This is a genomic window from Agaribacillus sp. DX54 (assembly GCF_056858335.1).
Map to the genome: position 1 here is coordinate 1 of NZ_JBXEQE010000024.1, position 13,847 is coordinate 13,847.

General features: G+C 40.8%; 15 protein-coding genes. 11 read left to right on the forward strand and 4 right to left on the reverse strand.

The window, feature by feature from the left end:
* Positions 1 to 12: 12 nt before the first annotated feature.
* Entirely contained in the window at positions 13 to 1,560 is a 1,548-nt protein-coding gene (locus tag AC04NP_RS21390) for a sodium:proton antiporter (RefSeq protein WP_482861987.1), read from the reverse strand.
* 122 nt (positions 1,561 to 1,682) lie between these two features.
* Entirely contained in the window at positions 1,683 to 2,909 is a 1,227-nt protein-coding gene (locus AC04NP_RS21395) for a Glu/Leu/Phe/Val dehydrogenase dimerization domain-containing protein (RefSeq protein ID WP_482861988.1), read from the reverse strand.
* A gap of 232 nt (positions 2,910 to 3,141) precedes the next feature.
* On the opposite strand from AC04NP_RS21395, the gene AC04NP_RS21400 reads away from it, so the two are divergent.
* The 8 genes from AC04NP_RS21400 (at position 3,142) to AC04NP_RS21435 (ending at position 11,144) form a co-directional block, all read left to right on the forward strand.
* On the forward strand, positions 3,142 to 3,864 hold the full coding sequence (locus AC04NP_RS21400) for a type III pantothenate kinase (protein ID WP_482861989.1): 723 nt from the start codon (positions 3,142 to 3,144) through the stop codon (positions 3,862 to 3,864).
* 46 nt (positions 3,865 to 3,910) lie between these two features.
* Entirely contained in the window at positions 3,911 to 5,131 is a 1,221-nt protein-coding gene (bamG, locus tag AC04NP_RS21405; protein ID WP_482861990.1) for a BamG family beta-barrel-assembly machinery protein, read from the forward strand.
* A 17-nt stretch (positions 5,132 to 5,148) separates the two neighbouring features.
* Positions 5,149 to 6,465, forward strand: a complete 1,317-nt coding sequence (locus AC04NP_RS21410) for a tetratricopeptide repeat protein (RefSeq protein ID WP_482861991.1) — start codon at positions 5,149 to 5,151, stop codon at positions 6,463 to 6,465.
* A 63-nt stretch (positions 6,466 to 6,528) separates the two neighbouring features.
* Positions 6,529 to 7,068, forward strand: coding sequence for an LPS export ABC transporter periplasmic protein LptC (gene lptC, locus AC04NP_RS21415; RefSeq protein ID WP_482861992.1), 540 nt, complete (start codon positions 6,529 to 6,531; stop codon positions 7,066 to 7,068).
* Between the two features lie 66 nt (positions 7,069 to 7,134).
* Entirely contained in the window at positions 7,135 to 7,350 is a 216-nt protein-coding gene (locus AC04NP_RS21420) for a hypothetical protein (protein WP_482861993.1), read from the forward strand.
* 18 nt (positions 7,351 to 7,368) lie between these two features.
* Complete coding sequence (locus AC04NP_RS21425) at positions 7,369 to 8,652, forward strand: hemolysin family protein (protein ID WP_482861994.1); 1,284 nt, start codon at positions 7,369 to 7,371, stop codon at positions 8,650 to 8,652.
* A gap of 70 nt (positions 8,653 to 8,722) precedes the next feature.
* Positions 8,723 to 10,819 (forward strand): peptidylprolyl isomerase, encoded by a 2,097-nt coding sequence (locus AC04NP_RS21430; protein WP_482861995.1) that lies wholly within the window; start codon positions 8,723 to 8,725, stop codon positions 10,817 to 10,819.
* Between the two features lie 58 nt (positions 10,820 to 10,877).
* Positions 10,878 to 11,144, forward strand: coding sequence for a DUF493 family protein (locus AC04NP_RS21435; RefSeq protein ID WP_482861996.1), 267 nt, complete (start codon positions 10,878 to 10,880; stop codon positions 11,142 to 11,144).
* A gap of 4 nt (positions 11,145 to 11,148) precedes the next feature.
* On the opposite strand, the gene AC04NP_RS21440 is transcribed toward AC04NP_RS21435, so the two are convergent.
* A complete protein-coding gene (locus tag AC04NP_RS21440; RefSeq protein ID WP_482861997.1) occupies positions 11,149 to 11,589 on the reverse strand; it encodes a hypothetical protein in 441 nt (146 codons plus the stop codon).
* 147 nt (positions 11,590 to 11,736) lie between these two features.
* On the opposite strand from AC04NP_RS21440, the gene AC04NP_RS21445 reads away from it, so the two are divergent.
* Genes AC04NP_RS21445 through rsmI form a run of 3 tightly spaced genes read left to right on the forward strand, consistent with a single transcriptional unit; the run spans position 11,737 to position 13,406 of the window.
* Positions 11,737 to 12,435, forward strand: a complete 699-nt coding sequence (locus AC04NP_RS21445; protein ID WP_482861998.1) for a class I SAM-dependent methyltransferase — start codon at positions 11,737 to 11,739, stop codon at positions 12,433 to 12,435.
* 11 nt (positions 12,436 to 12,446) lie between these two features.
* The gene (locus AC04NP_RS21450; protein WP_482861999.1) at positions 12,447 to 12,680 is read left to right on the forward strand and encodes a 4a-hydroxytetrahydrobiopterin dehydratase; all 234 of its coding nucleotides are present in this window, start codon (positions 12,447 to 12,449) and stop codon (positions 12,678 to 12,680) included.
* A gap of 21 nt (positions 12,681 to 12,701) precedes the next feature.
* Positions 12,702 to 13,406 carry a 16S rRNA (cytidine(1402)-2'-O)-methyltransferase gene (gene rsmI, locus AC04NP_RS21455; protein ID WP_482862000.1) on the forward strand — a complete coding sequence of 235 codons (705 nt, stop codon included), beginning with the start codon at positions 12,702 to 12,704 and terminating at the stop codon, positions 13,404 to 13,406.
* 4 nt (positions 13,407 to 13,410) lie between these two features.
* Here the strand turns inward: rsmI and AC04NP_RS21460 are convergent, their stop codons facing one another.
* A complete protein-coding gene (locus AC04NP_RS21460) occupies positions 13,411 to 13,812 on the reverse strand; it encodes a response regulator (RefSeq protein WP_482862001.1) in 402 nt (133 codons plus the stop codon).
* Positions 13,813 to 13,847: the final 35 nt, after the last annotated feature.

Genomic DNA, 13,847 nt, shown 5'->3' on the forward strand with positions numbered 1-13,847 from the left:
GGGACATCGGCTTTAGTAAAAGGCGAAAAATATCAGCCAGACAATGAAAAGTACAGGCAGCAATACAGGAATGGAGTATCGGATGATATAACCGAAAAATGAGGGCATTTTAATACCTATTTGTTCAGCGATTGATTTTACCATGAAATTAGGGCCATTGCCGATATAAGTCATCGCACCAAAAAAAACCGCTGAGACAGCAATAGCCTTAAGGTAAAGGATAGATTGTGGAAGACCCCCATTCGCAAAATCAATGACATCTGACATCACTGAAATCTCCCTTCCCTTGGCAGCCATGGCGGCGGTCAGGAAATTGATATAGGTAGGGGCGTTGTCTAAAAGTCCGGAAAGAAAACCGGTTCCCCAATACAAAGTGTTATGGGTTATCAACTTTGACCCTTCTTCAGAAGATGCAAAATTTCCCACCAACTCAATGGCAGGCATCATGGTAGCAAATATGCCTATGAACAGAAAGGCAACTTCTTTGATTGGTTCAAAGCTGAAATCGTTATCACTGATTGCCTTTTTGCTGGCAAGCCTGTAAGAGCCATAAGCCACCATCAACCAGATTGTCTCTTTGATATAAGATATCTTTGCACCTTCATAGTGGATACTTGGCACCCAGTCAAAAATATTGGGGTCAAAAAATACCGCCACTATCACCAGTCCCAGCCAGAGAAAATTCTTGCTTCCTTCAACAGTCACCTTGCCGGAAAAAGTAACCGGCTCTTCTTCGGGATCTTCCGGAGTGTCCTTGTTTCGCTTATCGAAAAGATAAAAGACCGTGCATAGTAAAGTACATGCGAAAGCCCAGGGCAGCAGATTATGGATCATGGTCCATTCAAAAGGTATCCCTTTTAAAAAGCCCAAAAACAAAGGAGGATCACCGATCGGGGTCAGGGAACCGCCGATGTTGCTGACTATGAAGATAAAAAATATAATGTGATACGACCGGATACGATTCCTGTTCAAACGAACAAATGGCCGGATCAGTAACATGGAAGCCCCCGTAGTTCCGATGATGTTGGATATAACAGCCCCAACCGAAAGCAACCCCAAATTCGTCCTGGGAGTGGCTTTTTTATCAATATGGATAGAAATACCTCCGGAAGCTATGTAAAGGGCAGATAATAATGAAATAAACGGAACATATTCAATCAGCGCATGAATGGGACCATGGGTATTATGAAGTGCGAAAACATAATATAAAACCACAATAGCAGCCAGAAAAACAGCTATTTTAGGGTAGTTTTTATGCCAGAAATGCTCATAAAACAGCGGCCCTGTTGCGATCATTAGCAATAATAATACAAAAGGAATCACAGTCCAGCCCGGTGCATAGTGATGTTCATCTTCAGTATTGGTTTCGGGATCCTCCTTCATAGATGGAATTTCAGCCTCCGGAATGTTGTTTGCCGCAATCGGGTTAGTATTCCGGTTAACTGAAAGAGCGTTTTTTGGGGGGATGGCAGTTGGGGAGTCTAAAGCGTAGCTTAACGAATAATTTGAAAACAGCAGCAGTATCAGGGACAAAAAAAACGGGATTAAGAACTTATTCATTAAGAGGTTAGGTTAATAAGATTAGGTATTACTAAAATATAATCTAATGCCTTTAAAAGCAAACAAGCCAGAAATACTCGGCAGGATTTATTCAAAAATTCACATTTGTCTAATAATTAGTGTCAGATTAATTGATTTAAAGCAATTTCAAAAGAAGTTTTGGCAATATGCACTGGTTTTGGGTTGATGTTGTAGGTTTTTTGTAAAGCATTCCTGATGGTGGCAGAGGTATCGGCAAAAATTGCCTCATCAGTTAGCTCAATAGATTCACTCATCAAGTAGGCAAATACCCTGGCCATACCACAATTGGCTATAAAATCCGGGATAACGGAAACACAGGCATCGGCCTTTTCCCCCGTAGGTCCGAAAAAAATTTCCGGATCATTGAAAGGTACATTGGCTCCGCAGGAGATTACTTCAAGATGGTTGTCAATCATACGTTGCAATTGATCATTTGATACCAACCTCGAGGCCGCTGCGGGGATAAATATTTCAGCACCCAGATCCCAGAACTTCTCATTCATTTCATCAAAGCCGGTAAGCCCGTCAGTTTTTAACGTATTACCATTACGGTTTACATGTAGTTGTTTAATTTCCTCCAGTCCCAGTCCCTGTTGCGAAATGATTCCACCCGATTTGTCAATAATCCCGACAATTTTAACCCCAAATTTGGCCAGGTAACTGGCGGCGGCCGATCCAACGTTACCCCAGCCCTGAATGAGGGCCCTTTTATCTGAGATTTCGCCACCCCATAAATCATAATAGTGTCTTACTGCTTCAGCCACCCCAAAGCCTGTGATCATATCCGCAATGGTGAATTTTTTGGAAACCGAAGGTGTGTAGTTTGGATCCTCCATCACCTTGGAAACCCCTTGCCTCAACTGCCCTAGTTTCCTTATTTTTTGTGGTTCTGTAGCTTTAAAATGTCCGTTTACCACACCCTCCTGCGGATGCCACAGCCCGTAGTTTTCAGTAATGGGAATGACTTCATTTATTTCATCCACATTCAGGTCACCGCCGGTGCCATAGTATTTCTTTAAAAGCGGGATCACGGCTTGATACCATCTTCTCAGCACAGCCTCTTTTCTGGCATCATTGGGATCAAAATCAATACCCGATTTTGCCCCTCCGATCGGTGGGCCTGATACGGTAAACTTTACCTCCATCGTCTTAGCCAGGGATTCAACCTCCCGTTTGTCTAATCCTTTTCTCATTCTGGTTCCCCCACCTGCCGCTCCGCCTCTTAATGAGTTAATTACTACCCAGCCCCTGGCCTCTGTCTGTGAATCGTGCCATTCGAACACAATTTCCGGCTTTTTATTCTCAAATTTTGCCAACAATTCCTTCATAGGCTCACCATATATTAGCTCGCAAAGCTACGAAATTAATTGATGATGCCTGAAAAATATTTTAGTTGAAAGGTAAAAAGAATCTAAGTAAAAGACACCAATAACCCCCATATTACGCTATACCAAGCCCTTGAGACAACTTTTATTCGGTATAAGGCATTAAATACAGTGTAAACTTTATCTATTTTTATTACTTTTGTCATCTTCTAAAGAACTGAATAAGGACAAGTGGATGAACTTTGCCATTGACTTGGGTAACACTTCCGCAAAATGTGGAATTTTTGAAGGCGATGAGTTGGTGGAGAAATTAGAAGGTCTGGGCATTGAGCAGCTCATCGATATGGTTAATCATCGCCTGCCTGCAAATGTCATCCTTTCTTCTGTTAATCAGGAAGTTGGTGCTATTGCCGACAAGATCACAAAGGAAGTTAACTGCTTGATAATGAGTCATAAAACTCCTGTACCGGTAAAAAATCATTACCAGACCAAAGACACTTTGGGACTGGACCGTTTGGCGGGGGTAGTTGGTGCTAATAACCTTTTTCCTGATAAAAACAATTTAGTGGTAGATGCAGGAACTTGTATTACGTATGATCTGGTTAATAAGGAAGGGGAATATGAAGGAGGGGCTATTTCTCCCGGTATTCATCTGAGATTCAGATCAATACACGAATTTACGGCGCGCCTCCCCATGGTTGAGGCAGAAGAGGAGGTTCCCTGGCTTGGTAAAACTACAAAATTGTCAATTTTAAGCGGTGTTTTGCACGGAACAATGGCAGAAATTACTCAAATGATTCGGATGTATGCCAGTAAATTTGCAGATTTACGAATTATTGTCTGCGGTGGAGACTCACAGTTGCTGAAAAGAAATCTTTCTGTTCATGTGACTTTTATCCCTGATTTGGTATTAATAGGTTTAAATAGAATTTTAGGCTATAATGTTAAAGGCTTGTAGAGGGTTTTTTCTTGGTTTGACATTATTTCTATCAAGTGGCAATATTGTGCTTGGCCAGATAAATATTTCCCCTTACACGGTTAACGGTTTGGGTGATATCAATTCTGCGGCCTTTACTACCAATTTGGGAATGGGAGGTATTGGTGTGAGCAATGGTCAGAGTTGGTACCTTAATAATCTCAATCCCGCATTATTGACAAAAAACGTCTTTACCGTACTGGAAGCGGGTATGGTGTATGAATCAAGACGCCTGGAAAATGACAGTGGTTTATCCCAAAACAACTCAGGAGGAGGATTGGGCTATTTTGCAATGGCCTTTCCGGTAATCAGTAACCGGTGGACATCCGGTTTGGGTATCATGCCTCTGACCACAGTTAACTACAATATTCTATCGGAAGGTACGGTGATAGGAAATGATGAAATACCGCTTACCTTTAATTATACGGGAGAAGGAGGCCTCACACAAGCCTATTTTTCCAATGGGTTTAAAATCGCTAAAAACCTGTCCATAGGAGTAAAGGCTTCCATTCTGTTCGGCTCCATTGTGAACGAGACCCTGGCCGTGCCCGGGGATCAGGATTTTCCCATAGGTTTGCTTACCTCTGTGGTTGATAAAACCAGCATTCATGGCTTTACATTGTCATCCGGTCTGGCTTACAGCCTGGAAATTAAAGATAAGAGGTTTTTAAATATCGGATTCACTTACGATATTGAGTCAGATCTAAGGGCAAAAAAGTTGAAGACAGGAGAATTAAGACGTTTGGTAGGTAACAGTCAGGTTTCGGTTGACACCTTGATAGACGATTCGAGAGGCGATATTCGTTTGCCTTCAAGGCTTGGGTTTGGGCTTTCTTATGAAATACTTTATAAATTAACAGTCGGTGCCGATTTGCATATGAATAACTGGTCTGACTTTCAGGATTTTGAACAAAGAAATGCATCATTGGTTGACAATTATGGCATTAACTTAGGGGCTGAGTTTACGCCCGATATTACCTCAGTTGAAAGCTATTTGAAACGGGTAACTTACCGCTTAGGCTTTGATTATCAAAAAACACCATTTGAGGTTTCAGACCAACAACTGGACGACTTTGGTATAAATTTTGGGGTTTCTTTCCCTGTCAAGGGACTGTCAACCATGAATCTGGCCTTTAAATATGGCCAAAGAGGAACCACTGATGACGGTTTAATTCAGGAGAATTATGTTAGGGTTTATTTTGGTATTAGTTTTAATGACCGTTGGTTCCAAAGAAGAGTATTGAACTAATTAGAAAATACAAAGTTATGAAGATGAGAATTATTTTTAGTTTAGTTGTAACCCTCATTACAACTGGCATCGTTACCGCGCAAAATGGAGGAAGCGCCTGGAAATGGCCATCGGATCCCGAAATGGAATCCCAGGCAAAAGCTAAAAATGCGCTCTATAATGATAGTAGAAAAATGGGAAATTTCAAAGAGGCGGTGCCGCATTTAACCTGGCTTTTGAAAAATGCCCCTGACTTGAATCCCTCTATCTATATCAACGGCGCCAAGATTTATGAGGCTTTGGTAGACCTTGAAAAGGATGAAGCGGGCAAAAAAAAATATCAGGACTCGGCCCTGATTATGTACGATCTTAGAATCAAATATTTTGGAAAGGAAGGATATGTTTTAAACAGAAAAGCCGCCAAAGCCTACAAATACCACAAAGGAGACAAATCCAGGTATTCGGAATTGCTGGATTTGTTTGATAAAGTATTTGAACTAAACGGTGCAAAAGTGCTCGATAACAATACCATTGGCTATTTTGATATTGTAAGGAGGAAAAAACTTACCGGGGGTGATATTAGTGAAGAAGAGATACTGGAAATCTATGAAAGAGTCAATGCGGTCATAGACGAAAAAATGAAAGCAAAGAAAAACGTAGCAAGGTTAAATCAATACAAAAGCACTATTGATGGGATGTTGGCAGCTATTGTAAAAATTGATTGCGACTTTATAGAAAATAAGCTGGGACCCAAATTTGAAGCTGATCCCGATGACCTGAAATTGGCAAAAAGTATTGTCGGGCATGCCCTTAATTCGAAGTGTACGAAACTTCCGGTTGCTATTAAGGCTGCGGAAACTGTTTATGAAAGAGAGCCTGAATACGGTGTAGCACTGCTTATAGCCTTTAAAAGCCGGGAAAATAAAGACTATGACAATGCGATAAAATATTTTAATGAAGCGATTAACCTGACTGAAGATAATGCTAAAAAAGCCGACGCCTATATTGAAATCGGAAATTTGTACCGGGTAAAAGGCAACAAAATCTCTGCCCGGGAACAATACCGCAAGGCTGCCGGGGCAGACCCCAGTAAAAAAGAAGCATATACTTACATAGGCGATCTGTACTTTGGAAGTTTTGAGGATTGCGCTAAAAAGGAGAGCAGGGTTGAGGATCGTGCCGTGTTTATGGCTGCCTATAAAATGTATAAGCTGGCAGGTAACTCCTCGAGGATGGCCAAGGCCAAGGAGCAGTTTCCATCGGCAGAAGATATTTTTACTGAGAATAAGGAAGTTGGTTCTTCAATGGATGTCGGTTGTTGGATCAACGAAAAGGTCGTAATAGACAAAAGATAACATTCAATCTTTGACAAAGGCGGTCCTGAAATAATCAGACCGCCTTTTTTTGTATCTGTTCGTATGTCAAACCTGTTTAGATTGCTACTGTATTGCTTTGTCTTGTGGGGCATTGCCGCCTGTAGTGGAAACGACGCCATCGATGAAGAAGATGAATATGATGGCCCTATTGTTGAGTCACACAATGTAGTCACAATGGTCAGTGATTCTGCGGTCATAAAGCTCAGGATTAAAGGCGCCAGACAATTGACTTTTCAAAATGGTGATTTGGAGTATCCTGAAGGTGTTTATATAGAGTTTTATGATGAATATTCCAAAATCACCTCCACCATTACCGCTAACAGAGGATATTATACAAAGTCTGAAAACCTCTATAAAGTAGAAGAAGATGTGGAGGTAGTTAACTTTCAAACCGGCGAAAAACTTAATTCTGAGGAGTTATTCTGGAATCCAAGAACAGAAAAAGTTCATACTGAGAAATTTGTCAACATTACCACACAAACCAAAATAATTAAAGGAGTAGGCCTTACAGCCAATCAGGATTTTTCGTCCTACCAAATTGGAAAGATCACCGGCGAAATCTATCTGGAGGATGAGTTTTAATATTTTTTATTAAATTCAAAAGTTTGCCCTTAATTTTGTGAAAATTATTATGTTTCTGTCTCGTTTATGAAGTTAACTGACATAATTCTTCTGTCATTATCGGTTGTATTAACCATCATTGGTGTGCATCAATCTATGAATTTTGGAATTCAAAACTCCTATTTTATTTTTATGTTCACCATAGCACTTCTGTTGTATTATTTTTATAGGAAAAAGCAACACGAAGAAATGGAAGATGACGAACCCCCTGGAACCGGAAAGGGGAAAAACAAAAATGGCTAAAACCTCCAAACCCACTGAATGGAAACTTACTATATTATAATCATTATTACGGCCTTGATTTTTTCCGGAATATTCTCAGGCGTTGAAATCGCATTTGTCTCGGCAGACAAGCTATACATCGAACTGAAAAGCAAGCAAGGCGTAGGCTCGGCCAGGATATTGTCAAACTTTATGAATAATTCCTCCCGGTTTATCGCAACAACCCTGGTCGGCAATACCATAGCTCTGGTGATTTATGGTATTTACATGGCCAAACTATTGGAACCGGTCATTGCATCCTATCTGCCACACTATATCAGTTCAGATATTCTGGTACCCCTGATTCAGACCCTACTGGCCACTATTATTGTGTTAGTTACCGCTGAGTTTACGCCCAAGAGCCTGTTTCTGTTGAATCCCAACAGGATGTTAAAGTTTTTTGCCCCTCTCCTTAAGTTGATTTACTGGATATTGTTTCCTTTGGTTTGGGTCATGATCAATGTGTCAAAATTTATTATAGAGAAAATACTTAGACTGGAATACTCCGAAGACAAACCGGTATTTGGCCTGATTGATCTGAACAATTACATTAAAAATGTACTAAACTCGGCAACGCATGAAGATGAGGTAGACGTAAATGCCAAAATTTTCACTAATGCCCTTGAATTTAAAACAGTAAGAGTACGTGAATGCATGATTCCGAGAACTGAAATCGCGGCGGTGGAAATTGAGGATTCCATAGAAGATTTGAGATCCGCTTTTGTAGCGTCCGGCCACTCGAAAATTTTGGTATACAAGGAATCCATAGATGATATCATCGGGTATTGTCATTCACTCAAATTGTTTACTAAACCGGATTCAATCAGCAAAATTCTATCACCCATACCCATTGTTCCGGAAACGATGATGGCCAATGAACTGATGATCCAGCTCATCACTGAACATAAAAGCCTGGCACTGGTGGTGGATGAATTCGGGGGCACTTCCGGAATTGTAAGCATAGAGGATATCATAGAAGAAATATTCGGGGAGATCAAAGATGAACACGATGCTGAGGATTTGGTAGAACAGAAAATAGACCATCAGACTTACCTGCTAAGCGCCAGGCATGAAATAGATTATCTCAACGACACTTATCAATGGAATATACCCGAAGGTGACTATGACACTTTGGGGGGATATATCTTGTCCGAAACAGAAAACATTCCCGACGTAAGCGAGATTATTGACCTGGAAGCTTTTACGTTTAAAATAGTTTCCAAAAAGGATACCCACATAGAAACCGTAAAAATCTTTATCAAGTCTTCCGCTGAAGAGAATTGATTACCTAAAATTTTGAATTTAACCGTTTTACTAGTTATTTTTGCCGTCCTTTAATTATAAAATCAATGTAATGGCATTAATCAACACGTTAAGGAATAAGATGGGAAAGTTTGTGGTTGCAGCTGTGGCAATCGCGATTTTATCCTTCGTTTTGGCCGATCTTCTGGGACCTAATTCTGCACTTTTGGGAGGAAACAATAATACCATAGGAGAAGTGGCGGGTCAGGAAATAGACGCAAAGGAGTATAGCCAAAGGGTAGAGATGTTAAAGGCAAGATATGGCAATCCCGGAGAAAGCCAGATGGCTTTTGTCAGAAATGCAGCGTGGGATGCCATTATCTCTGACATAGCTTTTAACCCGGAATTCAATGCCCTTGGCCTGATGGTTACCAATGATGAACTCGTTGATATGGTCCAAGGAAGAAACATTGACCCGGGTATCAGGCAACAGTTTACTAATCCTGAGACCGGCGAATTTAATGTCGATCAGGTGGTAGCCACCTTGCAGAGCATTGCAAACCTGCCACCTAGCCAAAGGGCACAGTGGGAAAGCTACGAACGCGACCTGAAGCTTGGAAGACTAAGGGTGAAGTATGACAATCTGCTGGGCCTTTCGACCCATGTTACCACCGAGGAGGCGAAGACATTATACGAGGCCCAAACGGCAGTGGCCGAAGTTAAATATTTGTATATTCCGTTTTATACCGTTTCGGATTCTTTGGTTCAGGTAACGGAGTCACAGTTAAGTGATTATTTGCAGGAACACGCAGAGGAATTTACAGTGGAAGAGAGCAAGTCTTTAAGCTACGTGAACTTTGAAATTAAGCCTTCACATGATGATACTATTGCGTTTAACGAGACCATGGCGGCTTTGAAAGACGAATTCCAGCAGGCGAAGGATGACTCCATTTTTGCTAAAATCAACACCGATGGTAATGTATTTTTTAACAGGTATACCGTAGGTCAATTGCCGGAACTTTTGAAATTGGATGTGGAAGGGTTGGCCGAAGGTCAGGTCAGGGGACCTTTCTATGAAATTGGAAGATACAAGTTTTACAAGATTTCGGAGGTTTTGGAAGATACCGTTTTCTCAGCAAAAGCCAGGCATATCTTGTTTACATGGAATGATGACTCGAATGAAGAAAAGGCAAAGATTAAAAAAGAAGCTCAGGGAGTGTTAAGGGAAATCAGAAACGGTGCTGATTTTGCAGAGAAGGCCAGAGAATTCGGAAAAGATGGAACGGCTTCAAGAGGTGGTGATCTTGGCTGGGGCACAGAGGGCAGCACCTGGGTTCCCAAGTTCGAAGAGGCTGTATTTGCAAGGACACAGCCCGGTTTGGTAAACAGGTTGGTAGAGACGGAGTTTGGCTATCACATTATAGAAGTTACTGAGCCAAAAACCAACGAGGCTTTTAAAGTCGCCACCATTGAACGAGAAATGTATGCCAGTGAAGAAACAAGGGAAAGGGTTTACAGAAAAGCAGACTTGTTTGCGTTTGATTCGGGAAACTATGACGAGTTTATAGCTAACGCTGAAAATGACACTTTAACAGTTTTATCTGCACAAGGGATCGATAAAAACGCGAGAAACATTAATAATTTGTCAGGGGCCAGGGACCTTGTGCGATGGATGTTTAATGATGCCAGTGTTGGAGAAGTTTCAAAAACATTTGAACTGGATGAAAGCTACGTGGTAGCAGTATTAACCGGAGAAGTAGAAAAGGGAACCGCAGACCTGGAAGATGTAAGAAATGAGGTGAACATAAAGGTGAAGAACCTATTAAAAGCAGATCAGATTATCAATACGTTAGATGGGTTAAGCGGGAGCCTCGATGAAATCGCTGAGAGTTATGGGTCAGATGCCAATGTCTACACCAACAGTGATCTGAAATTCAGCAGCAACTCGTTACCTTCTATTGGCTTTTCCCCCAAAGTGGTAGGTAAGGCCTTTTCATTAAATCCTGGAGAAAGGTCAGCACCATTTTCAACGGACAATGGGGTGGTGATAATAGAGCTGGTTAATTTTACAGAAGCACCCGAAATTGCGGATTATACTACCTATAAAACACAAAAAATACAAACAGAACAATCCCGTGTATCAATCAATGTGTTAGAGGCCGTTAAGAACTTTGCCGCTATAGAAGATTACCGGTATAAATTTTACTAGGAATCAATTTTTTGCAATAAAAGTATTTAGTTCATCCCACTTGGGAAAAATTCATTACATGCCTGAAAAGAAAGACGATAGTGCTTTTAAAAAACAGTTGGATGACCATTACCGGTGGCCTTCGAAATATCTGTTTAAATTCATCGTTCCCAGTGGGAAAGAAGGGGAATTCGAAGACATTTTTCCGGGAGAGGAGCTCAAATTCCGTTCCTCGAAAGGGGGGAAGTACATAAGTATCTCTGCAGATGTTGTTATGAATTCCAGTGATGAAGTGATGGATATCTACCGTAAAGCATATAAAATTGATGGGGTGATCTCTTTATGAAGCGCTACTTGCCAAGATTTTCATTGACAAATTGCTTGATTTCTGCCCTAACCTCCTCCTTTTCGATGCCATCGTATGGTGCAGTAACAATCGCTTTTAACAGATCGTTAACAATATGTGGCTCGAAACCCAGCTTTTTAGCGTATTCTGTGGTAATTTCTAACTCAATATCTTCTACCTTTCCATCCAGATAAATCATATAAACCAGATCATATACCCATTCGATGGCCTCGATCTTGTCTTTTGGCTTAGTGAACCGAATCGACATCGGGTTAGCAATAACATCGTAAATCTCTTTTTTACTGAAATCAAGTTGAACGCCCCATTTAAATATTCCATCGATAAAATCTTCCTTAGCCGATTCCATGTGAATAAAATGCGCCAATAAATTATAGTAGCTTTTACGGATGGAATGTAATTCATCCCTATCTAATGAAAGGCTCATAATACGTGGAGTTATGCCAGTGATTACCGTAATTTAATCGATTGGCAGTTAATAACACCTTCAGTTATAGACAAAATGTTACATGCAATCAATATTCAAAAGTTTAGCACTAAAATTGCTACCTTTGATGTTGATAAGAATTGACCTATGATAAAAGTATTATCTGTTTTTCTACCGATCCTTGTTTTCACAAGCTGCAATTCCGGTAAAGAGTCCCAAAAAATGGATCAGGAAGAAGATCTGCATGATGTTCAGGCCCCCGTTATACAAGACCGGCAGGCACCTTCATTTGAGGCCTTGGTCGAACAATATGAGGATCCCGGCAGAGTGGACTGGCAAAATCCGGATTTGGTCATAGATAAACTAGGGAACCTGAATGAAAAGGTAATTGCCGATATAGGGGCAGGATCCGGTTATTTTACATTTCGTTTAATCAATCAGGCTGAAAAGGTGCTGGCAATTGATATTGAGGAGCAGTTCCTGGAGTTTATTGAAGAAAGAAAATCCGGTCTTAATGACGAGATTGCCAGGAAAGTTGAAACAAGATTGGTACCACCAAATGACCCCAGCCTGGAGGAAAAAGAGGTTGATATTGCCTTGCTTGTGAATACCTATCTCAATATCGAAGAAAGAACAGACTACCTGACAAAATTACGCCGGGGATTAAAGAAAGACGGTAAAGTGGTTATTGTTGATTTTAAGACCGGGGATATCCCCACAGGACCTCCTGATGTATTAAAAGTAACTACCACTGACGCTGAATCGGAATTAAAACAGGCTGGATTTGAACAGATCAGTGTAGATACCGTTAGCCTTACATATCAATACATTATCATAGCACAATAAACTTTTCAATTATGTGGCAAGAGGAAGATAACAAACTGAAAAAAAATTTTAGCTTCAAAGACTTTACAGAAGCTTTTGGTTTTATGACCAAGGTGGCTATTATAGCCGAAAAAATGGATCATCACCCCTTTTGGTCCAATGTGTACAACCAGGTTTCGATTGAACTGTCAACGCATGATGCCGGTGATATAGTAACTGAAAAAGATCATAAACTGGCCGCAGCCATTGATGAGTTGGTATCTTAAGATCTGCGTGGTCAGTCCGGTATGACAGTATCATCATCTGCGGCGCTTTTTGTGGTACCTACGCCAATAGGAAACATGGAAGATATTACTTACAGGGCTGTTCATATCCTGAAATCCGTGGATATAATCCTGGCTGAAGATACCCGAAAATCGGGGGTATTGTTAAAGCACTTAAATATCCGGAAGCCTTTGCATAGCTATCATACTTTTAATGAACAAAAGGTGGTACCGGCCATTGTGGAGCGCCTTGAGAAAGGGGAAAAGATGGCCTTAATTTCAGATGCCGGCACCCCTGGTATTTCTGATCCGGGATATTTGCTGGTGAGGGCCTGTCTGGACAGGGATATCATCGTTGAATGCCTGCCGGGCTCCACTGCTTTTGTGCCGGCCCTGGTTAAATCCGGATTACCTGCCGATAGTTTTGTTTTTGAAGGATTTTTGCCCCATAAAAAGGGCAGAAACAAAAAACTCGAACAGCTAAGGCTTGAGCCCAGAACAATGATTTTCTACGAGTCTCCTCACCGGTTGATGAAAACACTTCGTCAATTTGAGGAAGTTTTTGGCAAGGGCCGGCAAGCTTCTGTTTCCCGGGAACTGACTAAAGTGTATGAAGAAACCTTAAACGGGACACTGGGAGAACTTGTGGAGACTTTTGAAAACAAAAAAAATAAGGGTGAGTATGTTTTGGTTATCGCAGGACATCGCCGGAACAAGCAATCAGACTGATAATTTAATTCACGAAATGTGCTTGTTGAATTGTTTTAAGCATTTCAATTGTCATAGGTTTATTAACAAAATCTTCCACTTCCTCATATGATTTGGCTTTGATCATGTCCTGCTCTATGATCGATGTGGTAAAAATAATCACCTTGCAGTCATAGGTGTAGGTTTTATCAAACTGCTTATACATATCCAGAAAATCCCATCCATTTAAAACCGGCATCTCAATATCCAACAGAATAAGATCCGGAAACTTTTCCCCTCGGTCGATCAGGCCTTTCAAATGATTAATACCTTTCATTGAGGTATTAAAAAACACTATTTCTCCCTTTATTCCACTAAGCCTTAAAAGGTTTTGCAGGATAAACAGGTTAATGTCCTCATCGTCAATAAGCAGAATGCTTTTCATCATATTATCAACTTCTCGTTTTTAAAGCTTATCTAAGA